The 25,544-nt window shown below is 69.0% G+C and carries 22 protein-coding genes, 1 tRNA gene and 2 pseudogenes; 15 read left to right on the top strand and 10 right to left on the bottom strand.

The features are described from left to right. Positions 1-80: 80 nt before the first annotated feature. Positions 81-1,775 (bottom strand): FAD-binding protein, encoded by a 1,695-nt coding sequence (locus BQ9890_RS13520; protein WP_078062476.1) that lies wholly within the window; start codon positions 1,773-1,775, stop codon positions 81-83. 66 nt (positions 1,776-1,841) lie between these two features. Here BQ9890_RS13520 and BQ9890_RS13515 point away from each other — a divergent pair, with 66 nt between their 5' ends. Next, complete coding sequence (locus BQ9890_RS13515) at positions 1,842-2,426, top strand: TetR/AcrR family transcriptional regulator (protein WP_075893257.1); 585 nt, start codon at positions 1,842-1,844, stop codon at positions 2,424-2,426. On the opposite strand, the gene BQ9890_RS13510 is transcribed toward BQ9890_RS13515, so the two are convergent. Further along, the gene (locus BQ9890_RS13510) at positions 2,420-3,229 is read right to left on the bottom strand and encodes a MarR family winged helix-turn-helix transcriptional regulator (protein ID WP_075892214.1); all 810 of its coding nucleotides are present in this window, start codon (positions 3,227-3,229) and stop codon (positions 2,420-2,422) included. The genes BQ9890_RS13515 and BQ9890_RS13510 overlap by 7 nt on opposite strands. Positions 3,230-3,357: 128 nt before the next feature. Between BQ9890_RS13510 and BQ9890_RS13505 the strand changes: the two genes are divergently transcribed. The 3 genes from BQ9890_RS13505 to BQ9890_RS13495 all read left to right on the top strand — a co-directional run bounded on the left by BQ9890_RS13505 (position 3,358) and on the right by BQ9890_RS13495 (position 5,765). Next, entirely contained in the window at positions 3,358-3,936 is a 579-nt protein-coding gene (locus BQ9890_RS13505) for an NADPH-dependent F420 reductase (protein ID WP_075892212.1), read from the top strand. A gap of 181 nt (positions 3,937-4,117) precedes the next feature. After that, positions 4,118-5,059: a VOC family protein gene (locus BQ9890_RS13500; protein WP_075892210.1), complete on the top strand. Its 942-nt coding sequence runs from the start codon at positions 4,118-4,120 to the stop codon at positions 5,057-5,059. After that, complete coding sequence (locus BQ9890_RS13495; RefSeq protein WP_230297963.1) at positions 5,031-5,765, top strand: alpha/beta hydrolase; 735 nt, start codon at positions 5,031-5,033, stop codon at positions 5,763-5,765. The genes BQ9890_RS13500 and BQ9890_RS13495 overlap by 29 nt, the downstream gene beginning before the upstream one ends. Positions 5,766-5,806: 41 nt before the next feature. On the opposite strand, the gene BQ9890_RS13490 is transcribed toward BQ9890_RS13495, so the two are convergent. Continuing rightward, the gene (locus BQ9890_RS13490) at positions 5,807-6,508 is read right to left on the bottom strand and encodes a glutamine amidotransferase (protein ID WP_075892208.1); all 702 of its coding nucleotides are present in this window, start codon (positions 6,506-6,508) and stop codon (positions 5,807-5,809) included. Positions 6,509-6,803: 295 nt separating this feature from the next. Between BQ9890_RS13490 and ahpC the strand changes: the two genes are divergently transcribed. From ahpC to BQ9890_RS13475, 3 genes are all read left to right on the top strand, one after another. Further along, positions 6,804-7,367, top strand: coding sequence for an alkyl hydroperoxide reductase subunit C (gene ahpC / locus BQ9890_RS13485; protein ID WP_075892206.1), 564 nt, complete (start codon positions 6,804-6,806; stop codon positions 7,365-7,367). Then, complete coding sequence (gene ahpF / locus BQ9890_RS13480) at positions 7,367-8,932, top strand: alkyl hydroperoxide reductase subunit F (protein WP_075892204.1); 1,566 nt, start codon at positions 7,367-7,369, stop codon at positions 8,930-8,932. The genes ahpC and ahpF overlap by 1 nt, the downstream gene beginning before the upstream one ends. A gap of 414 nt (positions 8,933-9,346) precedes the next feature. After that, positions 9,347-10,453 (top strand): zinc-binding metallopeptidase family protein, encoded by a 1,107-nt coding sequence (locus BQ9890_RS13475; RefSeq protein WP_075892201.1) that lies wholly within the window; start codon positions 9,347-9,349, stop codon positions 10,451-10,453. 141 nt (positions 10,454-10,594) lie between these two features. On the opposite strand, the gene BQ9890_RS13470 is transcribed toward BQ9890_RS13475, so the two are convergent. Beyond that, on the bottom strand, positions 10,595-12,076 hold the full coding sequence (locus BQ9890_RS13470; protein WP_230297962.1) for an MFS transporter: 1,482 nt from the start codon (positions 12,074-12,076) through the stop codon (positions 10,595-10,597). 113 nt (positions 12,077-12,189) lie between these two features. On the opposite strand from BQ9890_RS13470, the gene BQ9890_RS13465 reads away from it, so the two are divergent. The 3 genes and pseudogenes from BQ9890_RS13465 (at position 12,190) to BQ9890_RS13455 (ending at position 15,419) form a co-directional block, all read left to right on the top strand. Then, positions 12,190-12,801, top strand: coding sequence for a TetR/AcrR family transcriptional regulator (locus BQ9890_RS13465; protein WP_075892198.1), 612 nt, complete (start codon positions 12,190-12,192; stop codon positions 12,799-12,801). A gap of 46 nt (positions 12,802-12,847) precedes the next feature. Further along, on the top strand, positions 12,848-13,900 hold the full coding sequence (locus tag BQ9890_RS13460; protein WP_075892195.1) for a S66 family peptidase: 1,053 nt from the start codon (positions 12,848-12,850) through the stop codon (positions 13,898-13,900). A gap of 276 nt (positions 13,901-14,176) precedes the next feature. Next, a pseudogene (locus BQ9890_RS13455) lies at positions 14,177-15,419 on the top strand (ISL3 family transposase). Between the two features lie 46 nt (positions 15,420-15,465). Here BQ9890_RS13455 and BQ9890_RS13450 read toward each other — a convergent pair. The 3 genes from BQ9890_RS13450 to BQ9890_RS13440 are packed head-to-tail and all read right to left on the bottom strand — an operon-like array spanning position 15,466 to position 18,273. Further along, positions 15,466-16,284: an AAA family ATPase gene (locus BQ9890_RS13450; RefSeq protein ID WP_010552309.1), complete on the bottom strand. Its 819-nt coding sequence runs from the start codon at positions 16,282-16,284 to the stop codon at positions 15,466-15,468. Continuing rightward, entirely contained in the window at positions 16,281-17,678 is a 1,398-nt protein-coding gene (locus BQ9890_RS13445) for a Mu transposase C-terminal domain-containing protein (RefSeq protein WP_075892192.1), read from the bottom strand. Before BQ9890_RS13445 ends, BQ9890_RS13450 begins: the two co-directional genes overlap by 4 nt. A gap of 7 nt (positions 17,679-17,685) precedes the next feature. Then, positions 17,686-18,273: a recombinase family protein gene (locus BQ9890_RS13440; RefSeq protein WP_006215039.1), complete on the bottom strand. Its 588-nt coding sequence runs from the start codon at positions 18,271-18,273 to the stop codon at positions 17,686-17,688. A gap of 202 nt (positions 18,274-18,475) precedes the next feature. On the opposite strand from BQ9890_RS13440, the gene cmtR reads away from it, so the two are divergent. Together cmtR and BQ9890_RS13430 are read left to right on the top strand one after the other, a co-directional pair. After that, entirely contained in the window at positions 18,476-18,835 is a 360-nt protein-coding gene (gene cmtR / locus BQ9890_RS13435; RefSeq protein ID WP_006590980.1) for a Cd(II)/Pb(II)-sensing metalloregulatory transcriptional regulator CmtR, read from the top strand. Next, positions 18,832-19,434, top strand: a complete 603-nt coding sequence (locus tag BQ9890_RS13430; protein ID WP_075892190.1) for a cadmium resistance transporter — start codon at positions 18,832-18,834, stop codon at positions 19,432-19,434. The genes cmtR and BQ9890_RS13430 overlap by 4 nt, the downstream gene beginning before the upstream one ends. A 79-nt stretch (positions 19,435-19,513) precedes the next feature. Here BQ9890_RS13430 and BQ9890_RS13425 read toward each other — a convergent pair. Beyond that, positions 19,514-19,702 (bottom strand): annotated as a pseudogene (locus BQ9890_RS13425) (transposase); the annotation flags it as partial. 382 nt (positions 19,703-20,084) lie between these two features. Further along, a complete protein-coding gene (gene merA, locus BQ9890_RS13420; protein WP_075892188.1) occupies positions 20,085-21,488 on the bottom strand; it encodes a mercury(II) reductase in 1,404 nt (467 codons plus the stop codon). Between the two features lie 105 nt (positions 21,489-21,593). Here merA and BQ9890_RS13415 point away from each other — a divergent pair, with 105 nt between their 5' ends. Together BQ9890_RS13415 and BQ9890_RS13410 are read left to right on the top strand one after the other, a co-directional pair. Continuing rightward, positions 21,594-21,983, top strand: a complete 390-nt coding sequence (locus BQ9890_RS13415) for a heavy metal-responsive transcriptional regulator (protein WP_075892186.1) — start codon at positions 21,594-21,596, stop codon at positions 21,981-21,983. 525 nt (positions 21,984-22,508) lie between these two features. Further along, on the top strand, positions 22,509-23,927 hold the full coding sequence (locus tag BQ9890_RS13410) for an IS1380 family transposase (protein ID WP_075891624.1): 1,419 nt from the start codon (positions 22,509-22,511) through the stop codon (positions 23,925-23,927). 788 nt (positions 23,928-24,715) lie between these two features. On the opposite strand, the gene BQ9890_RS13405 is transcribed toward BQ9890_RS13410, so the two are convergent. Next, positions 24,716-24,788, bottom strand: a tRNA-Thr gene (locus BQ9890_RS13405). Between the two features lie 243 nt (positions 24,789-25,031). Here BQ9890_RS13405 and BQ9890_RS13400 point away from each other — a divergent pair. Beyond that, positions 25,032-25,391 (top strand): PadR family transcriptional regulator, encoded by a 360-nt coding sequence (locus tag BQ9890_RS13400; RefSeq protein ID WP_075892183.1) that lies wholly within the window; start codon positions 25,032-25,034, stop codon positions 25,389-25,391. Positions 25,392-25,544 lie beyond the last annotated feature (153 nt).

Here is a 25,544-nt window from a genome sequence, read left to right as displayed (position 1 = left end):
ACCCCCTCCCGACCCAGTTCGTGGGTCCGGGGACTGAGTTGACCCCCGTGGTGCCCGACCGGGCACCACGGGGGTCGGTCTCATCCGCGTTCCGCGGCAGGTGGCGTTGCGTGCCGTGCCCGGCCCCGGTGCCCACCCACGACCTGCCCTGCCATGTGACGCGCGGCACGCAGTCCGAAGACGACGGCCGGGCCGATGGTCGAACCGGGCCCCGGGTACGTGCGTCCCATGACCGAGGCGGAGTTGTTGCCCGCGGCGTAGAGCCCCTCGATCACACTGCCGTCCTCGCGCAGGGCCCGCGCATCGGCGTCGGTGAGGACTCCACCCTTGGTGCCGAGGTCGCCGATGACGACCTTGTAGGCGGAGAAGGGGCCCTTCTCGATCGTCCCCAGGCAGGCGTTGGGGTGCACCGTCGGGTCGCCGTAGTAGCGGTCGTAGGCGGAGTCCCCCTTCCGGAAGTCCTGGTCGCGTCCCGACCTCGCGAACCCGTTGAACCGCTGGATGGTCGAGTGGAAGGTGGCGGTGTCCAGGCCGAGCTTCCCGGACAGCTCCTCCAGGGTGTCGGCGCTGAAGGCGATGCCCTCCTCCCGCTGTGCCTTGGCGACCTTGGGGTCCAGGGCGAAGGAGCGCAGGTAACGGCGCCTGTAGCGGGCGTCCAGGACCAACCAGTAGGCGCCGTCCTTGTCGTGTCCGAGCATGTGGTGGCCCAGGTCGACGTAGGACTCGGCCTCGTTGGCGAAGCGTGCACCCCTCGAGTCCACGATGAGCGAGTAGGGCAGGGAGCGCTCCCCCACGATGAAGGACGGCTCCCCACCCTCCACCGGTGCCAACGAGGCACCCCACCAGGCATCATCCATGAGCTCGGTGGCCGCGCCGATGGACTCCGCCAGCCGGATCGGTCCGCCGAGGTTGCCCGGGTTGCCCGAGGGGAAGCCGTCGACGCCCTGGTACTCGCGTCGCATCTCCCGGTTGTGGTCGAAGCCCCCACCGGCCAGCATCACGCCGAGTCGGGCACGGATGACTCCGCCCCCTGCCTCGCCGCCGACACGCACGCCCACCACACGCCCGTCCTCGACGACGAGCTCCTCGGCGGGACTCCCCAGCCGCAGGGGAACGTCCCCCTCGACGACCACGGCGTGTGCGAACTGGGAGACGAGTCCGGCGCCGATGCCCCGCAGCTTCTTGCCGGTCAGCAGGCCACCCAGCGTGCGCAGGACGAACTGCGCGCCTCGTGCGAAGCCGTCGGGTGTGGACCACGCGCGTGCGAGCAGCCAGACGTCATCGGTCTTGAGGGGGAGCGGCATGTTCATGCGCAGGGTGGGCACCAGCGCCTGGATCCTCCTCGCATCGAAGGGCTCGCACTCGATGGACCGCCCGATCTTCCCGCCGGGCAGCTCCGGGTAGTAGTCGGGGTAGTCCGTCGCACGGGCGAAGGTCATGCCGTGGCGCTCAGCCGTGAGCACGAAGTCGTCCACGCCGTCGACGAAGGCCTCCTTGCGTGCCCGGGAGCTGGCGCGACCGACCTCGCCGATCGACTCCTCCATGTACTCCAGTGCCTCCTCGCGTGAGTCCCCCACGCCGTCTCGGCGCATGAGGGGGTTGTCCGGCAGCCACATGCCACCACCCGACATGGCGCTGCTGCCGCCCCACTTCTCGGTGCTCTCCAGGAGGACTGCGCTGAGCCCGCTGTCCACCGCTCCCAGTGCGGTGGCGAACGCAGCTGCTCCGCTGCCCACCACCACGACGTCAAAGGTCTCATCCTGCGTCTGCGACATGCTGAACCACTCCGTTCTCGGGAGAATACACCGGACGACATTGTCCGGATCAGTATAATGCAGACGATGGAGACGCACGAGGGCAGGAGCAACAGGGGTCCTGCAGCCGCACCCGCCAACCGCGCAGCCCTGGTGCGCGCCGCACGACGCCTCTTCGCCGAACGCGGCTACCGCGTGCCACTGAGCGCGGTCGCCCGCGAGGCCGGGGTCGGGCAGGGCGTCCTCTACCGGCACTTCCCCACGCGGATGGACCTCGCGCTGGAGGTCTTCGAACAGAACCTGGCCGAGCTGGACCGCGTCGCAGCGGCAGGAGGGGGCGGACCGGACGCCTTCTCACTCCTGTGGGAGAAGGTCCTGGATCTGGTGGTGACCGACGTCGGGTTCCTCGAGACCGTGGTCGAGGTGCGCCGGACCAACTCCCAACTGCAGCACGCCGATCACATGCGACGCCTGCTGGACGACGCGCTGGTGGCCGCGCACCGCAGCGGGACCGTTCCGGCGGACATCGACCTGGACACCCTCGTGGTCCTCCTGCGCGCAGCCTATGGCGTGGCCGTCACGGCCGACGACCGGGGGAGTGCGCGCACGGGGATCGCCCTGCTCATGTCCCGCTCCGGCCTGCCCGCGCCCGTCTCCCCCCTCACTCACTGAGGGACGACCGTGGCACCGGCCGCGCGAGCGACCGGAACAGGGTCTGCCCCGCACCTCCCGGCTCCGGCGACGTCGGGGTCGGCCCCGCTCTCCCCCGAGCCGGATCCCTCCGGGTCCGCCCCGCACGCCCGGTCACCGGAGGAGTCGGGATCCACCCCACGCTCCGCGGACGGGGGCGCAGGGTCGGCGCCACAGCCCGGGGACGAGGGCGGTTCCGGATCAGCACCACAGCCCGGCACTCCCCCGGTGCCCGCCACCCCAGCGACACCGTGCGTGCTGTCGGCGTGCGCCTGCCTCCCGGGGTCGGCACCACAGCCCTGCCCCAGGGTCACGGCCATCCGACCGTCGGGGTCCAGGCGTCGCAGCATGGCCAGGGACAGACGGGCCAGGTCGTCCACGTCCCCCGCCCCCAGGCCACCGAGGACCATGTCCCCCACGGCGCGGCCGTAGACGGGCGCCGCCCGCAACCACGCCGCCTCACCCTCAGCGGTGAGGACCGCATTCGTGGCCCGCGCATCGGCAGCGCACTGCGTCTTGACCAGGAGCCCCTTGCGCTCCAGACCACTGACGACGCGGGAGAGACGCGGCAGGGTCGCGTTGGTCCGTGACGCGAGGGCGCTGAGGCGCAGTCGACGGTCGGGCGCCTCGGCGAGCGCCTCCACCAGGGAGTACTCGAAGGCCGTGAGCCCGAGGTCGTGCAGCCTGCGGTCCAGTGCCGCGGGAAGCAGTTCGAGGAGCGCGCGCAGGCGCGCGATCGCCGTGCGTTCCTTGCGGCTGAGTCCGGTGGGTTCCTCGGTCGTCATGGAGCACATCCTAGCATTTGGTTGCATCTACAACCATCATCGTCTACCGTCATCACTTGTAGGTACAACAAACGACATCCGGCCACCAGCCGAGCAGCACACGCCCCCCGGGGCGGGAAGGACACATCATGACGAGCTTCTCCATCATCGGAACCGGCAACATGGCCACCGCGATCTCGGGCGTCCTGCGGGCCGGCGGCAGTGCCGTCGACCTCGTCCCCCACGAGGAGGTCGGCACCAGGGACCTGACGGGCGACGTCGTGGTCCTCGCCGTCCCCTACCCCGCCGTCGACTCGGTCCTGACGGCCTACGGTGACGCACTCGCCGGCAGGACCGTCGTCGACATCACCAACCCGCTGAACTTCGAGACCGTCGACTCCCTGGTCGTGCCCGTCGGTTCCTCCGCCGCCTCCGAGATCCAGGACAAGCTGCCCCGGAGCCACGTGCTCAAGGCCTTCAACACGAACTTCGCAGCCACCCTGTCCTCCGGAACGGTCGGGGAGGAGCGGACCACCGTCCTCATCGCCGGTGACGACGAGCAGGCCAAGGCCACCCTGGCCGCAGCGGTCGAGGCCGGCGGCCTCGGCGCCGTCGACGCCGGTTCCCTCGCACGTGCCCACGAGCTCGAGGCCCTCGGCTTCCTGCAGCTGACCCTGGCCGCGGGCGAGAAGATCTCCTGGACCGGTGGCTTCGCCGTCGTGCGCTGACCCCCTGCGAGCACCGCGCCCACCCGGCCCGCCTCTCCGGGCTCCGGGTGGGCGCGCCCCGAGCGGACCCCACCCACCGGGTGGACACACGCACAGGCCCCACCGTCGACGGAGCCCGCCCCGTCCGACAGCGCGGCCCCGCCCTCGTCGCCACGCCACCTCCCCCACGATCGGAACAGCCATGAGCATCACCCCGCCCACCCCCACCGCGGCCCTCCGGGATGCCGGGCGGGTCATCAACGCCCACACGTCGATGGACGCCCCGACGCTGAGGGTCGGCGACCTGGAGTCCATGTCCTCCTACTACTCCCGGGCCTTCGCGATGGAACCGTTGGAGGAGGTCGCCCGCGGACGCGAGGTCCGCCGGGTGCTGGGACGCGCCGGCACGCCGATGGTGCGACTGGTCGCCAGCCCCGACCTCCCCGTGCCGGACCCCCGACACGCAGGTCTCTTCCACACGGCGTTCCTGTTCCCCGACGCCCCCTCCCTCGCGGCCACCGTCCACCGGGCCGCCCTGGATCCGCGCAGCCGCTTCGTCGGCTCCTCAGACCACGGCGTCTCCGAGGCCTTCTACTTCACCGATCCCGAGGGCAACGGGGTGGAGCTCTACACCGACCGCGAGCGAGCCCAGTGGCCCCGACGAGGTGGCCGGATCGAGATGACCACCGGGTGGTTGGACCCCAATGCCTACCTGCGTGAGCACCTCACCCAGGACGCGCTGGACTCCGTGGGCTCGCCCGGGGCGCGGGTGGGGCACCTCCACCTCCAGGTCGGCGACCTCGCACCGGCCGAGGCGTTCTACGTGGACATCCTCGGCTTCGAGGTCACCCAGCGTGACTACCCGGGCGCACTGTTCGTGTCCGCAGGCGGGTACCACCACCACCTCGCGATGAACACCTGGAACAGCCGTGGCGCCGGGCCCCGCGCCGCCAGCCTGGGCCTGGGAGACGTCGCGATCACCGTGCCCGGGCGCGAGGACCTGGACGCCCTCGGCATCCGGCTGCGGGCCGCCCACCTGCCCTTCGAGGACCACGGGACCAGCATCGTGGTGCTCGACCCGTGGCACACCCGCGTCACCCTCTCCCTGCCGGGTCGTGGTGTGGAGGAGGTCCTGGCCCGATGAGCGACCGTCAGCCGGGCGCCGGCCCGCACACCGGGACGCCGGGACGCCGGGGGGCGCACGGGGCGCAACGACCGCGGGCGAGCAGGGTCTCCTGGCCCTGTCCTCCTGGGACCTCGGCGCAGACCCGTCGGGCCCGACCCTGGTGCTCCTGCACGGGTTCGGCGCGCACGAGGGCGACCTGGCCGCGCTCGCGGGACGGGTGGCGCCGGGTCGGCCCTGGGCGTCGCTGCGGGCGCCGATCGAACTCGCTCCAGGCTCCCACGCGTGGTTCCGCATCACGACACCCGGATCACCCGCGCCCGACCAGGTCGCCCCCGCAACCGACGCCCTGTGGAGGTGGATCGACCGGAACCTGGGGGAGACCTCCCGGGTCGTGCCACTGGGCTTCTCCCAGGGCGGTCTCATGGCCACCGAACTGCTGCGCACCCGACCCGACCGGGTCCCCGCCGCCGTGGTCCTGTCGGGCTTCGTCCAGGGAGCGCCCCACCCGGGTGATGCCGAGCTGGAGGCCCTGCGCCCCGCCCTGTTCTGGGGTCGCGGCGACGGGGACCGCGTCATCGCCGCCCACGCCATGGAGCGCACCGCCGCCTGGCTGCCGGCACACACCCGTCCGGAGGTCCGCCTCTACCCGGGACTGTCCCACGGGATCAGCCCCCAGGAGGTCGCCGACGTCCGGGACTTCCTCCGGCGCAGCACCGGAGCCTGAGCACCGGGTGACCCCACCGCGCCCGCACCCCGGGAGGAGGTTCAGACGGGCAGGGAGTCCAGCCAGTCGCCGAACACCACGCCCGCCCGCGTGGCCAACTCCGGTCCGTACCGCTGGGCGTCCTCCCGCAACGTCCGGGGGTCGATGCCATGGGAAGCGAGTTCGTGGGCGTGCCCGACCAGCCACTGCTCGATGCGGGTGTGGTCAGCCTCCAGGTGGAACTGGAGGGCCAGGACCTCCGCCCCGCGCGTGAAGGCCTGGTTGGGGAAGCCGGGGGTCCCGGCCAGACGCTCGGCACCTGCCGGGATGGCGAACTGGTCGCCGTGCCAGTGCAGGACGGGCGTGTCACCGATCCCCGCGAGCACGGAGTCCCGCCCCGCCCTCGTCCACGTGAGCGGGGCGTACCCGATCTCCACGCGGCCCGTGGGTTCGACCGCGGCACCGAGGGCTGCGGCGATCAGCTGGGCACCCAGGCAGATGCCGAGCGTGGGACCGCCCTCGTCGAGGCGCGCGCCGATCGCGGCGAGCTCCCCGGAGAGGAAGGGGTAGCGGTGCTGGTCCCCGACGCCGATCGGACCGCCGAGGACGACCAGCAGGTCCGCACCCGCCACCTCCTCCGCCTCCAGGGGATCCACGCCCGCCCGGAGGTCGCGGATCCCGTAGCCGCGGGCACGCAGGAGGGGCTCCAGGACTCCGAGGTCCTCGAAGGCGACGTGACGGATGACGAGGGCGTCCCGGTCCATGGGTGGCCTCTTCCTCTCACAGGGTCGGTCTGCGCCCCATCGTAGGACCGGGGCGCCGGCACCCGACACGGGTGGCACCTCTCGTCAACCATTTCTGTGCGTTCAGCATTGGAGGACGAGGGAGACGGCGGCCAACCGTTCGCCAGACCGAGCAGGCCGCTCCGCGAGCAGTTGTCAAGGCAGATCTGCAGGTTGTGGTCATGTACGCAGGACGCCGCCCGACCTTGGGATCGGATCGGGGCGGACGTAAAATACCACTACAACGGTCAGTTTTCGAGAGCGAAGAAGGTACACCATGTCATTGGTGAACACAGTCATCCAACCCTTCACCGTCAATGCGTACAGGCAGGGCGAGTTCATCGAGGTGACCGACGCGGACCTGCGGGGGACCTGGAACGTGCTGATGTTCTACCCCGGTGACTTCACCTTCGTGTGCCCCACGGAGCTGGAGGACCTCGCCGACCACTACGACGAGTTCCAGGCGCTCGGCGTCGAGGTCTACAGCGCCTCGACCGACTCCCACTTCTCCCACAAGGCCTGGCACGACACCTCGGAGGCCGTGGGCAAGGTCCAGTACGCGATGCTCGGTGACCTCAGGAAGGACCTCGCCCGCAACTTCGACGTCCTCGACGAGGAGTCGGGGCAGGCCCTGCGCGGGACCTTCGTGATCGACCCCGAGGGCCGCATCCGCGTCATGGAGGTCAACGACTCCGGAATCGGGCGCGACGCCCGGGAGCTGCTGCGCAAGGTCCGGGCCGCCCAGTACATCACCGCCCACCCGGACGAGGTCTGCCCCGCCCACTGGGAGCAGGGCGAGGAGACCCTCACCCCCTCGCTGGACCTCGTGGGCAAGATCTGATGCTCGACACCACACTGACGACCCAGCTCGGCACGTACCTGGAGTACGTCACACGACCCGTGGAGCTGCGGGCCGCCACCGATGACTCCACCACCGGGCGGAGGATGTCGGAGCTCCTGGGGGAGATCGCGGCACTGTCCGACCAGCTCTCCGTGGTCGAGGACCCCTCGGACGACGTCAGGCGCCCGTCCTTCCTCATCACGAACCCGGGTGAGGACACGGGCCTGCGCTTCGCGGGTGTGCCCCTGGGCCACGAGTTCACGTCCCTGGTGCTGGCCCTCCTGCAGGTCGGGGGCCACCCCTCGACGGAGGACCCCGCCCTCCAGCAGCGCGCCCGGGAGCTCACCGGCCCGCTGCACTTCGAGACGTTCTTCTCCCTGAGCTGCCAGAACTGCCCGACCGTGGTCCAGGCGCTGGACCTCATGGCCGTGCTGAACCCACAGGTCACGCACACCGCCATCGAGGGCTCCGCCTTCGAGGCGGAGGCCGAGGAGCGGGGCATCCGCTCCGTGCCCACGGTCTTCCTCAACGGGGAGCCCTTCGGGCAGGGCCGCATGAGCCTGGAGAAGATCCTCGACAAGGTCGCCCCACTGGCGCCCGAGGACCGTTCGGACACGCCCGCCATCCCGGCCGAGCACGACGTCCTGGTCATCGGTGGCGGTCCCGCCGGGGCCACCGCGGCCATCTACACGGCCCGCAAGGGCCTGAGCACCGCGCTGGTCGCGGAGCGCATGGGCGGTCAGGTCCTGGACACCGCTGCGATCGAGAACCTCCCCTCCCTGACCCGTGTGGAGGGCCCCACCTACGGCCAGCAGCTGGAGACGCACGTGCGCGAGTACGAGGTCGACGTGCTGCCCGACCACCGGGCGGTCGCCCTGGAGCCCGCATCGGACGACTCGCCCCTCGCGGCCGTGGTGCGCCTGGAGGACGGCACCGAGCTCGCCGCCCGCACGGTGGTCCTGGCCACTGGTGCCCATTGGCGCCAGCTGGGTGTCCCGGGCGAGGAGGAGTACCGCAACAAGGGCGTCACCTACTGCCCCCACTGCGACGGACCCCTGTTCAGGGGCAAGCGCGTCGCCGTGATCGGCGGGGGCAACTCCGGCATCGAGGCGGCCATCGACCTGGCGGGCGTCGCGGCACACGTCGACGTCGTCGAGTTCGACACCAGGCTGCGTGCGGACGAGGTCCTGCTGCACACGCTGGGCACCCTGGGCAACGTCAACGTCCACGTCAACGCCGCGACCCAGGAGGTCCTCGGTGACGGACGCGGCGTGACCGGGCTGCGCGTGGCGGACCGGGAGTCGGGTGCGGAGTCCACGCTCCCCCTGGACGGCGTCTTCGTCCAGATCGGCCTGCTGCCCAACACCGGCTGGCTCAAGGGGTCGGTGGATCTCACCCCGCGCGGGGAGATCGTGGTGGACGAGTCCCTGCGCACCTCCGTGGAGGGCGTCTACGCCGCCGGTGACTGCACGACCTCGCGCTACAAGCAGATCGTGGTGGCCGCCGGGGAGGGTGCCCAGGCAGCCCTGGGTGCCTTCGACCACCTGATCCGCACGGTGGCCTGAGCGGGGCGGAGCCGGGAGGACGGGGAACCCCCTCCTCCCGGCGAAGTCCGCTCTGTTCCACCCTCGAAGTCCGCTCTGTTCGACCCTCGAAGTCCGCTCTGTTCGACCCTCGAAGTCCGCTCCGTTCGACCCTCGAAGTCCGCTCCGTTCCACCCTCGAAGTCCGTCCACCGGCCCGTCACGGCGCACCGCGCAGGCACCGGGCACGTTCCTTCGAGTGCCCCCCGCATCGAGGACCGGGCCGGAGGTGTCCAACGCTCCAGGGTTCCGCCGCGTCGCATCCTGACGGCAGGTGGACTCCCCGGGGCTGTCGTGTAGCAGGATGGGGCGTGGGGCCCCTCGCGTCGGCCGCCCCCTCGCCCGATCGGGGGCGACGACCCACTCGTCCGGCGCAACCCACCACGTTGGAGGTCCCGTGAAGCTCTTCCAGTGCCCCTCCTGCCAGCACATCGTCTACTTCGACAACGACGCCTGCGTCAACTGCGGCGTGGAACTCTCCTTCTCGCGTGCCCAGCACGCCATGGTCGCCCTCGTCGACGGGGAATGGACGGACGGGGACGGCACCCCCTGGCGCCGGTGCCGCAACCACGCCATCGGCTGCAACTGGGTCTGCACCGGGGAGACGGACCTGTGCGACGCCTGCCTGCTCGTGCGTCACGTCCCCGACCTCATCGACGACACCGTTCGGGGGTACCTGCACGACACGGGCGTCGCAGTGCGCCGCCTCGTCCACCAACTCGACGACCTGGACCTCCCCATCGTCAGCCACCGCGACAAGCCCGACAGCGGCCTCGCCTTCGACCTCGACGCCTCCACGGACGACAAGAAGGTCATGATCGGCCATCTCAACGGCGTGATCACCATCGACATCACCGAGGCCCAGGACTCCCACCGTGAAGCCCTGCGAGCCCTGCTCGACGAGCAGTACCGCACGATGCTCGGCCACTTCCGCCACGAGATCGGGCACTACTACTGGCAGGCACTGGTCTCACCGGACCAGGAGCTGCTGGCGGAGTTCCGCGGGATCTTCGGTGACGAGCGCCAGGACTACGGTGCCGCGCTCGACGCCCACTACGGGGAGGACGGCACGGGGACGCCGTGGCAGGACTCCTACATCTCCCAGTACGCCACCACCCACCCCTGGGAGGACTTCGCCGAGACCTTCGCACACTTCCTGCACATCACGGACACGCTGCAGACGGCGGCCGCGCACGGCATCCAGATGCCGTCGATCCCCGGGGACTGGCCCCCCGAGGTCGCCGCCGCGATGGTCTCGGTCCCCCGCATCGACCCACTGCAGGACCCGGACATGGGCCAGATCCTGCGGCGTTGGTTGCCGCTGGCTGCCGCACTGAACGAGGTCAACCGCGCCATGGGCAAGCGGGACCTCTACCCCTTCGTCATCCCTGATGCGGTCGTCGGCAAGCTCGAGTTCGTACTGCGCCTGGTGCGGAAGGGCGCCGCCACGGAGGCGGACGGTCGCGGGTCCACGAGGGCGGAGCCCTCTTCTCCGCCTTCCTGAGCGAGCGGGGGGCTGCGGTTCGCGGATCGGGCCGGTGCCCCAGGCTTCAGTCGAGGCGTGCCTCTGCGGAAGCGCGGGGCCGCATCAGCGAGTGCGCCATGACGGCTGCCGCCACCATCACGACCGCCGCCACCGAACCCGTCAGGATGATGCCCGAGTCGAAGGCCCGGTGCGCCGACTCCAGCAGCTCGGTGCCGATCCGGGCGGGCAGCTCTGCGGCCACGGACACGGCCCCTCCCAGGGTCTCCCCCGCCAGGTGGGCCTGCTCCGGGCTGGGCCCCGCGGGCACGTCCACCGCCGTGCGGTAGTGCGAGACCAGGATCCCCCGAGCACCGCCGTCCCCAGCACGGCGCCGACCTCGTAGGCGGTCTCGGAGATCGCCGACGCCGCGCCGGCCTTGCTCGCGGGCACGGCGGAGATGATCGCGTCGTTCGTCAGGGTCTCGGTGGCCCCGGAACCGATGCTGATGAGGGCGAAGAGCCCCGCGAGCAGCACCGCCGACGCCCCGCTGCCCGTGAGCGCCACCAGCCCGTGGCCCAGCGCCGCCAGCGCCAGGCCGACGGTGATGACACGGAAGGGGGCGACGTGGCGGACCAGGGGCACCACTGCGAGTCCGGAGACGACCATGGTGACCATGCCCGGCAGCATGGCGACACCCGTCTCCAGGGGTGTGAGTCCCAGGACCAGCTGGGCGTGCTGGGAGGCGTAGTAGACGAACCCGAGCATGGAGAACACCCCCAGCGTGTTGGCCAGGACCGCGCCGGTGAAGGCCGGGCGGGCGAAGAGCCTGAGGTCGAGCATCGGAGTGGTGCCGCGCAGCTGGCGGCGCGCGAAGACCCACCCCGTCCCCAGGGCGAGCAGCCCGCAGACCACGGTCACCGCGTCCAGGCCGGACACCATGGAGTGCTTGATCGTGTAGACGAGGCTGGACAGGGCGACCACCGACAGTGCCGAGTCGAGGACCGGGACGGGTCCGGGGTTGGGGTCACGCGACTCCGGCACCAGGAGCGGGGTGAGCACGAGCATCGGCACGAGCAGGGGCACCGCGATGAGGAACACGGACCCCCAGTGGAAGTGCTCCAGCAGGACGCCCGCCACCATGGGCCCCAGTGCAGCGCCCGCTGCGAAGCAGGACGCCCACACCGCCAGCGCGAGCCGTCGCTCGTCGCGGTCCTCGAAGATGTTGCGGATCAGGGAGAGGGTGGCGGGCATGAGCGTCGCCCCGAAGACACCCAGGAGCGCGCGCGCCGCGACGAGGGCGTGACCGTTGGGCGCGAAGGCCGCCAGCACCGAGACGAGGACGAAGCCCGTCGCACCGATCAGGAGGATCCGACGCCGCCCGATGCGGTCCCCCAGCGTGCCCATGGTGACCAGCAGGCCCGCCATGACCAGGGAGTAGATGTCGACGATCCACAGGAGCAGCGTCCCCGAGGCGGAGAACTCCAGGGAGATCTGCGGCAGCGCGACGGTGAGGACCGTATTGTCGATGGAGATCAGCAGCACTGGAAGCATGAGCACGGCCAGCGCTCCCCACCGACGCCCGGCGGAGCCGCCGGGTGTCCGAGTGCCTCCCGTGTCGGGGGCGAGGTCCCCGCCATGGGTCTGACGCACCGGGGTGGTCATGTGCTGCTCCGTTCAGTGGATTGGTGGACGACCGTGGGGTCGGAGGTCCGGTGACGATGTGGACTATACCGTCCAGCCGGTACAGTAGTCCATCCCTGTGTAGCATTGCCGCCGTGCGCACATCCAGGACCACCATCCTCGAGGCGTATGCGCGCCTCCTCGCCGACGAGGGTGAACGCGGGGCGACCATGGACGCCACGGCCCGCCTGGCGGGCGTCTCCAAGGGTGGGCTCCTCTACCACTTCCCCTCCAAGGAGTCCCTGGCCGAGGCCCTGTGCGAGCACCTGGAGGAGCTGGTGCAGGCCGATGCGCAGACCATGCGGACCGCTCCGGAGGGTGCGGCGCGGTACTACATCCGGACCTCCTCCTTCGAGGGCACCGACCTCGACCGCACGCTCGTGGCGGTGGCACGGCTCTCCCGCACGGACCATCCCCGCGCCGTGGAGGTCTCCCGGTGGGCATCCGAGCTGTGGCTCTCCGTCCTGGTCGACGAGATCGGCGATGCCGACGTCGCCCGGGCCGTCAAGCTGGTGGGGGACGGTCTCTACTACGAGGCCCTGCTCAGCGACCCTGAGGTCGGCACCGACGTGGACCGCCCCGACCCCGGCGACCCCTCGACCGGTGCGCTCGCACCCGTCGCCGGCGCTCCCCGCCAGGCGATCGGCGGACGGGACCTCGAGGGCCTCCTACGGGTGATCGACCGGCTCACCCACCTCGCGGGCTGACCGTCACGGGTCCGACGGTGTCGGGACCGGTTGGTACCCTCCCCACATGACACGCGCGCTCTCCACCCCTGTGCCGAAGGCTCGGGAGGGCGACCGCATCGCCGTCCTCTCGCCCTCGTTCGCGGCCCCCGGCGTGGCACCCGCGCTCCACGAGCAGGCCCTCGTGCGCCTGGCCGAGCTGACCGGACTGGTCCCCGTCGAGTACCCCACGACCCGGCAGCTCGGAGCGAGTGCCGCGGACCGCGCCCGCGACCTCACCGCCGCGTTCACCGACCCCTCGGTCCGCGCAGTCATCGCCACGATCGGCGGGGACGACCAGATCACCGTCATCCCCCACCTGGATCCGGCGGCGTTGAGCGCCGACCCCAAGCCGTTCCTCGGCTACTCCGACAACACCCACCTGCACCACTTCCTCCTCGGATGCGGGGTGACCAGCTTCTACGGTGGTTCGACACAGGTCCATCTGGGGCCGGGCCCCGGGGTGGACCCCGTTCACGCAACCTCCCTGCGCGCGGCACTGCTCGAGGGTGGCTCGCTGGAGGTCACCGAACCCGGCGAGTCGGAGGACCACGGCCTGGACTGGGCGGATCCCGCCGCCGTGCGTGAGTTCGGCCTGCGGGAGGCCACACAGCCCTGGACCTGGGCCGGGCCTGCCGATGTCGTGACGGGACCCACCTGGGGTGGGTGCCTGGAGGTCGTCAACGACATCCTGGCCGCCGGTCGCTTCGGCATGGACCCCGCAGACCTGGAGGGGGCCGTCCTGCTCGTCGAGCTCTCGGAGGAGATCATCCCCCCGCTCCTGGAGTTCCGCATGCTGCGCAACCTCGGTGAGCGAGGTGTGCTCAACGCCGTCGCCGGAGTGGCCTTCGCCCGACCCCCGGTCAGCTCCTTCGCCTCCTCCCCGGATGCGGGCACGCGTGAGCGCATGCGCCGCGAGCGCTATGACACCGTCATCGAGACGGTCAGTGCCTACAACCCTGACGCGGTCATCTGCTGCGGGATCCCCTTCGGCCACACCCGCCCCCAGTGGGTGCTGCCCTACGGTGGCACACTCACCCTGGACGGCTCGACCCAGCGCGTCCACGCTGACTACAGCTGAGGTCAGGGGGGCACTGGTGCACCCCTTCCGCACGTCTCGGAGAGAGGGCTCGGCCCGGTGTTCCAATGAGATGTGGCTGCGCGGACGAGGACGGCACCGCCTCCGCAGAAGCTCAGGGGACCAGCATGTCGAACCCCTCAGGGTCCTCCCTGATTTACCCCGGGTCGGCTCTTCACAATTGGGGGTGTGGGGCTGGTGGGCGCGTCGTTGCGGGGATAGGGGTCGAGGTCTTCCGATGATGGAGGTTCCTACGCCGCCCATCCGAAAGACCTCGACGTGTCCAACGCTACCTTCGCTGCCCCTGATCTGACGACGTTCTGTGGTCTTGACTCGCTCGGTCTGGTGGCTGTGGGCCAGCGTTTGGAGCGGTCTCGTGCGGTGCTGCGGTGTCGGGGTCGTGGCCGAGGACCAGTGGTGCCGGCAGTGCGGGTGCGAGGGCAAGGTCCGTGACACGGTGGTCCGCCGCTTGGCCCACGAGCCACTCGGATGGCGACCGACCACTCTTGAGGTCACCGTGCGCCGCTACCGGTGCACCGGGTGCGGGCATGTGTGGCGTCAGGACACCAGCGCTGCGGCCGAGCCGCGGGCGAAGCTCACCCGGCGTGCGTTGCGGTGGGCGTTGGAAGGCATCGTGGTCCAGCACCTGTCCGTGGCCCGTCTCGCGCAGAGCCTTGACGTGGCGTGGAACACCGCGAACGACGCGATCCTGGCCGAAGGCAAACGGGTCCTGATCGAGGACCCCCGCCGGTTTGACGGGGTCAAGGTCATAGGGGTCGACGAACATGTATGGCGTCACACCCGCAAGGGTGACAAGTACGTGACCGTGATCATCGACCTGACCCCGATCCGCGACGGCACAGGGCCATCACGCCTGCTCGACATGGTCGAGGGACGTTCCAAGCAGGTCTTCAAGACCTGGCTGAACGAACGTCCCCAGGCCTTCCGCGATGGGGTCGAGGTGGTCGCGATGGACGGTTTCGCTGGCTTCAAGACCGCTGCTGCCGAGGAGCTCCCCGACGCGGTCGCGGTCATGGACCCGTTCCATGTCGTGAGGTTAGTCGGTGACAGTCTGGATCAGTGTCGGCGCCGGGTCCAGCAAGAGCTCCACGGCCACCGCGGCCGATCAACCGACCCGTTGTATCGCGCCCGGCGGACCTTGCACACCGGTGCGGACCTGCTCACCGACAAGCAACGCACCCGCATCACCGACCTGTTCGCTGGTGACATCCACGTCGCCGTCGAGGCGACCTGGCACGTCTACCAAGACACCATCGAGGCCTACCGGCACCCCGACCACCGCCAAGGCAAGCAGCTGATGGCCCAGCTCATCGACCGGGTCGCCCAGGGCGTCCCAGCGTCCCTGGTCGAGATCCGACGAGTAGGTAGAACCCTGAAGAACCGGGCCGCGGACATCCTGGCCTACTTCGAAAGACCCGGCACCTCCAACGGCCCCACCGAAGCCATCAATGGCCGCCTCGAACACCTACGCGGCACGGCCCTCGGATTCCGCAACCTGTGACTTCGTCTGCTGAATGGCGGGGTTCTTCGGTCGCTTCGTGGCGGGGTCAGGTGACACCGATGACCAGGGTGCTCTGTGCGGCTTCGATGACGTCGTTGGTGATGGTGTCGAGTTCGTTGATCTTCAGGACCCGCTGGATCTGGGGGAAGAGGCGTTCGAGGAGCCGGAAGTTGCCGCGGGTGATCCGTGCGATGGCTGCGATGGCTTGGGCGTCGGTGAAGTCGTCGGGGTCGAGGGTCTTGCCGAGGGATCGCCAGTGTCGCTCGAGGACGAACAGCAGTTCGTCTTGTCCCAGGGGCCGGTACTGGTGGGCGAAGCCGACTCGGCTGTAAAACTGGGGGTAGTGGCTGAACTGCTTCTCCAGGCCGGGCATGCCGATCAGGATCAGGGCGATGCCGTCGCGGTCGTAGCGATCGCGCAGCAGTTCCAGCGCGGCGGGACGCAGTCGTTCGGCCTCGTCGACGATGATCAGCTCCACGTAGTTCCTGCCGTGTCGCCATCCCCAGGCCTCGGGAGTGGCCGTGCCGGGAGGTACGAGGTGCTGCTCGATGCACATGTTGGTGCGGGTGATGGCTTGGGTCAGCTCGTCCTTCAGGGTCCGCGGGGTGGTCAGCACGCTGGGGGTGTAGAGCACGGTGCGGCTCCGGTTCAAGGCGGCGTAGATCTTGGCGTCGTTGTCGGAGCGCGGCCCCCAGTAGGTCAGCAGGTCATGAGCCTTCTCGTAGTGTGCGTAGCGGCGCGCGGAGAGTGTCTTTCCTACGCCGGCTGATCCGAAGCACAAACCGATGGTGTGCCCGCGGCGCACGGCGTCGGCGAACTCGGTGAAGCGGCGGTGCTCCTTGGTGACGATGAAGCGCTGGCTCACCTGAGGTCCTCCTTGTAGATCTTCAACGCCGACCTCGGCGCCGGAGCCGGTGCTTCGGTGATCCGTGGCGTCTCGGTAGGTGCGGCCACGAGGGCGATGCGTTCGTTGATGCCGGCTCGCAGCGCCCGGCGGCGGGCGTTGCGCGCGGCCTGGATCTCCTTGAGGCTGACCTTCTGGTCGTGGTGCTCTTGGTTGACGGCCTTGCAGACGAATTCGTCGTGATCGAAGACGCGGATCTCGGTGATGTCGCGGGGGTCGTAGCGGATCACGACCGAGCGTCCGACGTAGCCGGCCAGAGTTGGCGAGACGTAGCGCAGGCCCTGGAAGCGGATGCCATCGCGGCGCACGACGCGGGTCTTGGCGACGGTCAACAGCAGTCTGTCGAGGTCTTCCAGGCTCTCGGGCATTCGGGGCAGCCAGCCATCGGCGATCCACGCGCTGCGCGGGGAGGTTCCGAGCTCGCTGTGCGTGCGGTCGTTGTAGGTGGCCACGAACGCCTCCAGGGCGCTATCGAGGGCGGCCAGGGACAGTTTCGGTGTCGGCCAGGGGTGCCCTTCGGTGATGAGTCCGGGCAGGGTGGCGAGTAGCTCGGTGTTGATGGTGCCGAAGAACCGCTCGATCTTGCCCCGTCCCTGGGGTCGGGCGACGGTGGAGTGGATCAGTCGGATGTGGAGGTCGACGGCGGTGTGGGCGAGCTGGTCACTGGTGAAGTCGCTGCCGTGGTCGACGTAGAGCACGTCGGGCAGGCCGCACATCGGCCAGGTCGGGTCGGTCTTGTGCCAGATCGCTTGGCGCAGCGCCAGGGCGGTGTTCATCGCCGACGGTGCGCCCAAGAAGACTGTGTAGCCGCAGACCGCCCGGGAGCAGTCGTCGAGGATCGTTGTCAGCCATGGCCGTGCGGGCTTGCCGTCGGTGCCCACCACCAGGATGTCGAGCATGGTGTGATCGGATTGCCACATCGCGTTGGGCAGCTCTGCTTGCCGGCGTAGCACCAGCTCGTGCTTGTCGCGGTAGGACGCTGCGCCCTCCAGGGCGAGGGTGACCATGCCGGGATCCAGGGTCCGCACGATGTCCCACACCACCGAGTAGGAGGGGAACGGCCATCTCCGGGCGGCGCAGATGCCGGTGACTTTGCGGTGGATGGTGGCGATGGCCGGCCGCGGCTTGCTCAGTGCCAGACCCTCGATCAGGTGGACGAGGTCGGGCGGAAGGCGGCGGGAGCCGGTGTCCGCTCGCGAGGCTGTCTCCAGTCCGGCGTAGCCGTCGGCGCGGTAGCGGGCGTGCCAGCGCTCCAGGGTCCGCAGCCCAACATCGGTCTCGCGAGCTAAGCGCGCGAGGGGCACCTGGTCCTCGACGTGGAGCCTGAGGATTCGCCACCGCGCTCGAGCGTCCACGACGCACCTACTGCAAGGCGTTCTCGCGCCCGCGCTCGGCGCGCTGAAGGGCGCGGTAGACCGTGGAGCGGCCCACGCTGAACAGCTCGGCCAGCTCGCCCACGGTGTGCTCGTCGGCGGCATGTAGCTGGACGAGGTGAGCTTCTTGCCGGGGGGTGAGTTTCGGTGACTTCCCGCGCAGCCGGCCCTTGGCCTTGGCGACCTTCATCCCCTCGCGGGTGCGGGCACGGATGAGGTCGGCTTCGAACTCGGCGACCATCGCCAGCACGTTGAACAACAGTTTCCCCATCGGGTCGGTCGGGTCGTACACCGATCCGGCGATGCTCAGCTTCACTTCCCGCGCCGCGAGGTCGTCGGCGATCTGGTGGGCATCACGGACCGAACGCGCCAGCCGATCGAGCTTGGTGACCACGAATGTATCGCCGTCCCGACACGCTGCCAGCGCCTGCCGCAGGCCCTCACGGTCGGCGTTGCGGCCCGTGAGCCCGTGATCGACGTAGATGCGCTTGGGATCGACGCCGAACGCCGCGAGTCCGTCACGCTGCGCGGTCAGGTCCTGCTCGTCGGTGGAGACTCGGGCATAGCCGACCTTCAAGGGGGAAATGCTCCCCAGTGTGTCATATAGCCTCCCTTCACCGGACAGTTCACCGGACGGGTCTTACGGGACAGCCCGCCAGGCGTGCCGTCGTTCCTCTCGATAAGTAGCGGTGGTGTCCGGTGAGGGTTCCCCTTACGGGCATGCGATCTGGGCTGACGCCTGTGACCGAGTGTTCAGTGCGCGCTGTATAGTTCAGTCCATGCTGACTATTGCTTCGCGTCTCGACGTGATGAACCGCCTGGGTCGTGCACTGGCCGACCCCACTCGATCCCGGATCATCTTGACCCTGCTCGACCATCCCGCTTACCCGGCGGAACTGGCCCGAGATCTGGACCTGACACGCCCGAACGTGTCCAACCACCTGGCATGCCTGCGCGATTGCGGGATCGTCGTCTCCGAGCCCGAGGGTCGTCGGACACGATATGAGATCGCCGATTCGCACCTGGCGCAGGCGCTGACGGCACTGGTCGATGCCACCCTGGCAGTGGACGAAGACGCCCCGTGCATCGATCCCGCCTGCTCGCTTCCCGGATGCGACGCAGCTGGGGAGGGCGCATGATCCTCACCTCGGTCTTGCAGGCGATGGGCCTGTTCGCAGCGACCAACATCGACGACATCATCGTGCTCTCCCTCTTCTTCGCGCGAGGGGCAGGCCAGCGCGGCACTACCGCCCGCATTCTGGCCGGCCAGTACCTCGGATTCGCCGGCATCCTCGGTGCCGCGGTCCTGGTGACTATCGGTGCCGGAGCATTCCTGCCCTTGGCAGCCATCCCGTACTTCGGTCTCATCCCTCTGGGCCTCGGCCTCTGGGCCGCATGGCAGGCCTGGCGCGGAGACGATGACGACGATGACGACGAGGTCAAGGTTGCCGGCAAGAAGGTCGGCGTGTGGACAGTCGCAGGCGTCACCCTTGCCAACGGCGGCGACAACATCGGCGTCTACACCCCTGTCTTCCTCAGCGTGGAACCTCTCGCAGTAGTCGCCTACTGCATCATCTTCCTCGCGCTCGTCGCGGTCCTGGTGGCCCTGGCAAAGTTCGTCGCCACCCGCCCCCCGATCGCCGAAGTGCTCGAACGCTGGGAGCGCATCCTCTTCCCCATCGTTCTCATCGGCCTCGGCATCGTGATCCTCGTCAGCGGCGGAGCCTTCGGACTCTGACGTAGCGGCAGCGATCCAAACGGCCCCGACCGGGCGCACCCCTCTCGGTTCAGACCGCGACACCTACCTGCAGCCAGTCCTGCGTGATCGCGGCAACAAGACCGCCACGGAGCGCTGCAAAAACCCCGCCACCAAGCGAACGAAGCCACAGCGTGCCTCGGACGATCCCGAGGTCCTCCGCGATACCGCGGAGCGTCGCTCCCGGTGTCGACTCGTACAGGTCAACCGCCTGCTGGCGAAACTCTTCGGAGTAGTTCTTCCTGGCCATGGTTCATGATCTCGCTTCCCCAGCAGATGCTGGAATCAGCGTGTCCACGAACAAGGGTCAGGCCCCCACCACCACCGGCGAGTTTTCTCAACGCCACCCTGAACCGGCCCAACCACACAGCGAGGATTCAGCCTCCGTGCCGCCACAGCTACCGGCGAGATGAGGTCGGCGCGGCGTGCTCCGGTCACTGCCAGGACGATGGCGGCGATAGTGAGCACGGCGGCGGTGCCGGTGAAAACACCGCGCCGAGACCGGCTACACCGAAGGCCAGCAGCAAGGGTGCCCGATGCAGAACAGGCGCACTGCTGCACCAGTACCGAGGACCAGGCGTCCCCGGCGCTCCGGCCCGGGCCTCGGATTGGGCCAGTGGATACGAGGGATCTCAGGCGCAGCAGGACGTCGGCATCTGGTTGCGGAAGAGGCCGGCGACGATGCGCAGACTCTCCGCCATGGTCAGGTACGGCGCCCAGGTGTCGGCCAGATCATCAACGGTCATGCCGGCCTTGATGGCGTAGGTGGCCGCCAGCATGATCTCCCCGGCGCCGTCGGCCAGAGCGTGCACGCCCAGCACCTTGCCGGTCGTGGCGTCAACTACGAGCTTCACCGCGCCCCTGGTGTCGTGCTGGACCAACGCCCGAGGGACGTCGGATAGGCCCAGGACCCGGCAGTCGCACACGTACCCGCGGGCGAGGGCCTCGTCCTCTGTCAGCCCTGCCGAGGCCAGCTGGGGCCTGGTGAACACGACCGCAGGCAGACCGGTGTAGTCCACGCGTGCGGGCGTGGCCCGACCGTCGTCGGCAAGTGCGTTGAGCGCGGCGGCCCGACCGCCGGCGGCGGCTACGTAGACGTACTGAGGAGCCCCCGAGACGTCACCGGCGGCGTAGATGCGCGGGTTGGAGGTGCGCTGGGACTCGTCGACCACGACGAAGCCCCGCTCGTCCACGTCCACCGCGGCAGCGGCCAGGTCCAGGCCGTCGGTGCGCGCGAAGCGCCCGGTGGCCACCAACAGCCGTGCTCCGCGGACCTGCGCGCCGGAGGCGGTGCTCACCACGACGTCCTGTCCATGAGGACCGATGCCGGTGGCCACCGCGGTCGCGTGCTCCTCGACCACCGTGATGCCATCGTCGGCGAAAACCTCCCGAAGCCCCTGGGCCAGCTCCGGCTCGGCGTGGGGCGCCAGACGCCCGACCACCGACACCCGGGCACCGAGGTGGGCGAACAGCTGGGCCTGCTCCATCCCGACATAGCCGCCACCGATGACGACCAGGGACTTGGGCAGCTCGGTGAGCTCCATCGCCGTGGTCGAGGTCAGCCAGTCCACGGACTCAAGGCCGGCCACGTCCGGGACGGCGGGGGTGGAGCCGGTGGCGATCAGGTAGGCCCGGGCCCGCAGCACCGCGCCGTCGACGGCCATGGTGTCCTTGTTCAGGAAGGCGGCCTGGCCCGAGCGGACCTCGAAGCCGTAGGCGGCGGCTACGTCGGCGTACTTCGCCTCGCGCAGGCTCTCGATCAGGCCATCCTTCTGCGCCACTAGGGCGCCCAGATCCACCGGTCCGGCTGACGTCGGGACGCCTGCGAAGGGGTTGGTCAGCGCGGCGTGCCGCGCTCCGGCGGCCGCCAGCAGCGTCTTGGACGGCACACAGCCGATGTTCACGCACGTGCCGCCGAGGACGCCGCGTTCGATCAACACCACACTCTTGCCGGCCTGGCTGGCCGCGATCGCCGCCGACATGGCCGCGCCTCCTGACCCGATCACGGCCAAATCGACGTCGTAGTCCTCACCCATATCGCACATCTCCTTTGCGTTGCACGTCTCCAGTGACCAGAATGGACCTTCCAGTGCAGGGAAAGGTCAAGATGAACGTGGAAGCCGTTCGAGCAAGGAGGCGCCGTGCGGATCGGTGAGCTGGCCGAGGCCAGCGGGACCACAACCAAGACGCTGCGCTTCTACGAAGAAGCCGGGCTGCTGCCCGCACCGGACCGAACCGCCAACGGCTACCGCGACTACGCCGCTGAGGCCCTGGCGCGCCTGGGCTTCATCCGCCGCAGCCGCACCACTGGGTTCACTCTGGCCCAAATCCGCGAGGTCCTCGACATCCGCGACGCCGGGGTCGCACCCTGCCGGCACGTGCAAGATCTGCTCGAGACCCGCCTGGACGACCTGGACCGCCAAATCGCCGACCTACAGGCACTGCGACACACCGTCGCCCAACTCAGCGACGCTGCCGCCACGGTCGACCCGACCAACTGCGACGCCACGACCATCTGCCGCTACCTGTGATCCGCACGGTCCCGAACCTGGCTGGCGCAGTGCCCACCGCTTGGTGCCGAACAGCGTCCCGGGGACCGATCGACCCGGCCCCGCTGGCCATCGCTCGTCAGTGAGACCGCCACGAAGCGACCGAAGAACCCCGCCAATTAGCGGACGGAGTCACACCGCAACCTGAGGCACTACATCGTCCGCGGACTGCTCGAGTGCGGCGGATTCAGACCCCAACTACACCGTCAATTGTGAAGAGCCCCTCATGCGCTCGGAACGCATCCCATTTGAACTCGACAGCGCGCTGGCCAGCGGCCGCTGCCTCATCAGGCGTCACAGGAGAGCCATGCCTCCGTGGCCCCTCCGCCGGAACAAGACCATCCAGCGCTCTCCGCCTCCACTGTCCAATCATGTGGATCGTCTAGCCTCGGGCTTTCATCGTTGGGGTGTCTCGAGGGGTGGGAGACAAACTGAGGAGTGCTCCTGATCTGGGAAAATACGGGTAGTTGAGATCCGTTTTCCGTCCAGAAGTGGAGCACCCCTCAGGTGAAGAAGACTACCGGGTTCTACCCTGCCGTGTCCCCCAAGGTCCGTCCCTCGAGCGCGGTGGGCCAGGCGGGCGGCGCGCTCCTGGTGGAGACCGTGGGAGCCCTCGGATTGGAGGGGGCCCTGTCGCGTGCCTTGGCCCCGTGGCGCAAGCCCCTGTCCTCCCACGACCCCGCCAAGATCGTCCTCGACCTGGCACTGACTCTCGCCCTGGGTGGGGACTGTCTGGCTGACATCAACATGGTCCGCTGTGAGCCGGGTGTCTATGGGCGCGTGGCCTCAGATCCCACGGTCTCGCGGGTGATCCAGACCCTGGCCGGTGATGCCGACAAAGCCGTGCGGGCCATCAACAAGGCTCGCGCCTGCGTGCGGGAGCGGGCGTGGGATCTTGCCGGGTCCCAGGCACCCGACCACGGGTGCACGGCGAAAAAGCCGCTCATCATCGACCTGGACGCCACCCTCCTCACCTCCCACTCGGACAAGGAGCAGGCTGCGCCGACGTTCAAGAGGGGATACGGATTCCATCCCTTGTGTGCCTTCGTTGACCACGGGGAGGGCGGGACGGGGGAGCCGCTGGCCGTACTACTGCGCCCCGGCAACGCCGGCAGCAACACTGCCCGCGATCACATCCAGGTCATCCGCTCCGCCCTGGCCCAACTGCCCGGACACTCACCCAAATGGAGGGGCAACAAGAGTGTCCTGGTCCGCACCGACGGGGCCGGCGCCACCCATGACCTCACCAAGTGGCTCACCACGCGGCGCCTGTCCTACTCATTGGGGTTCACGCTGCCCCACGACACCCCCGACCTCCTCCACCAACTGCCCCAGGAAGCGTGGAGTCCAGCCCTGGACGCCGACGGCCAAGTCAGGCAGGGGGCGTGGGTCGCGGAACTCACCGGAGTCATGGACCTCACCTCATGGCCCACAGGTATGCGCGTCATCGTGCGCAAAGAACGCCCCCACCCCGGAGCCCAGTTGCGTTTCGAAGATGTCGACGGCATGAGGATCACCGCGTTTGCCACCAACACCACCCCCGGCTGCCCACACCACCAGATCCCTGACCTGGAACTGCGTCACCGGCGTCGGGCCCGCTGTGAGGACCGCATACGCCTGGCCAAGGAAACGGGGCTACGCAACCTGCCCTTGTACTCCTTCAACCAGAACCGCATCTGGGTCCACATCGTCCAACTCGCACCAGGCCTCACCGCCTGGATGCAGACCCTCGCCCTCACCCACCACGAGGCACGCAGGTGGGAGGTCAAACGGCTGAGGTACCGCCTCTACCAGGTCCCAGCCGTCCTCACCCGCCACGCCCGAGCGCGCATCCTCAACCTCGCCGACCACCATCCCTACGCCAGCCTTCTGGCCGATGCGATCACCACACTCCGCTCCCTGACACCGACCCTCGACACCAGCTGACCAGTCAACACCCGAACCACTCACCCACAGCCCCGAGCACCACCTGGACCCAGGAATCCCGCCCACCGCCAACGNCTGGACAATTCGAATAACCAAGATCGTGAGCAGCTGCGTAACAAACGCAGCAATGATCGCTGGTAGGATTGTCCACTCTAGTTGTAGAAGGCAGAACAGGAATACCGCCATCATGGGCACCGTGCGGAGAGATTCGATAAGGACTTCCCCAACAATACCTCTGCCAGAACTCATTTATCGCACCTTCGTCATCGACGAGTATCTCCCGTTGAAAATCAATCTGTCGACAACTCCACTCAGTATTGCAAGCGGAACGCTGCACAAGATCGGGTTGTTCTGGCACCACCGATTGGCCCAGGCGTACGCATCTCCGCGATTCCCCTTCCGATCAGCGGCAAGGCGAAGAACGTTCACTTTTCCGATAAATCTCCCGTCCATGTATGTGTAGAGAGTACCGTAGCATCCTCCGGGGCCCAAGACTGGATACTGGCCCGATCCTTCATCACAGAAGTAGTCGGGGACACCTGTCTCTATACCGTGAACCAGTACCTCTTTTCGGAGGATGTCCAAGCCAAGGATCTGGCAGCGGCCTTGAACACCTCACCTTCCTCAATGAGCCGGAAGCTGCGCGGAACGGTGGGCTGGTCGGCAACAGAACTTCTGGTGACTGCGGCCTTCTTCGGCTTTCAGGTCCAGGACCTCATGCCCTCGTGGCAGCCCGGGGACGGCGAAGGCGCCGGAACCTGGGTTCCGGCGCCTTTCGTGCCTGGTCGAGCCACCTGTGAGAATCGAACTCACGACCTATTCATTACGAGTGAATCGCTCTGCCGACTGAGCTAAGGTGGCCGCGCCCGCCGTCCCGGAGAACCGGCGCGCGGGCAACGACGACACTGTACCGATCCGGGCCACCGACGGGCAAACCGACCGGGCGCCCATCGTGGGTCGTTCCCGTCACACCCGCCGACGAGGGCGGCCCCACCGCCTGCCCGCGGCACACGCCCAGCTCCCAGGCGCACCTCGACGTCCACACCTAGCAGTGCTAGGTTCATGTCATACCTCGAACCCCTAGGTACACGGGAGGAGCCCGTCATGAAGCTGACGAAGGACCTGGTCGCGGCCTCGGCCACCCCGATCGTCCTGGGAGTCCTCGCCACCGGCGAGGACTACGGCTACTCGATCCTGCGGCGCATCGCCGATGCCTCCGGCGGGAAGCTGGAATGGAGCGAGGGCATGCTCTACCCGCTCCTGCACCGGTTGGAGCGCCAGGGGCTCATCGCCGCCCGTTGGGGAGAGGCCCCCAACGGCAGACGACGCAAGTACTACTCGATCACCCCCGACGGCACGGCGGAGCTCAGTGGCCAGGCCGCCCAGTGGCGCGCCGTCGTCGACACCTTGGAGGGGCTGCTCCCCCGCACCACCCCCACCCCTCGCACAGCGGAGGCACGATGACCAGCACGCAGCATCCATCCGACGGCACCGACCTCCCCGCCGGTCCGAGCCCGGCATCCGGCGACCCGGACGAACAGAAGACGCCCTCGTCAATGCCCTCCCCGACCGGCGGGCCGACCGCGCGGACACCCGTCGCCGGCGACCACCCCCCCA

This window comes from Actinomyces provencensis, from assembly GCF_900155435.1.
Classification (GTDB): Bacteria; Actinomycetota; Actinomycetes; order Actinomycetales; family Actinomycetaceae; genus Pauljensenia; species Pauljensenia provencensis.
Note: the sequence above shows the minus strand (reverse complement) of the source record. Positions and strands in the feature narration are given on the sequence as shown.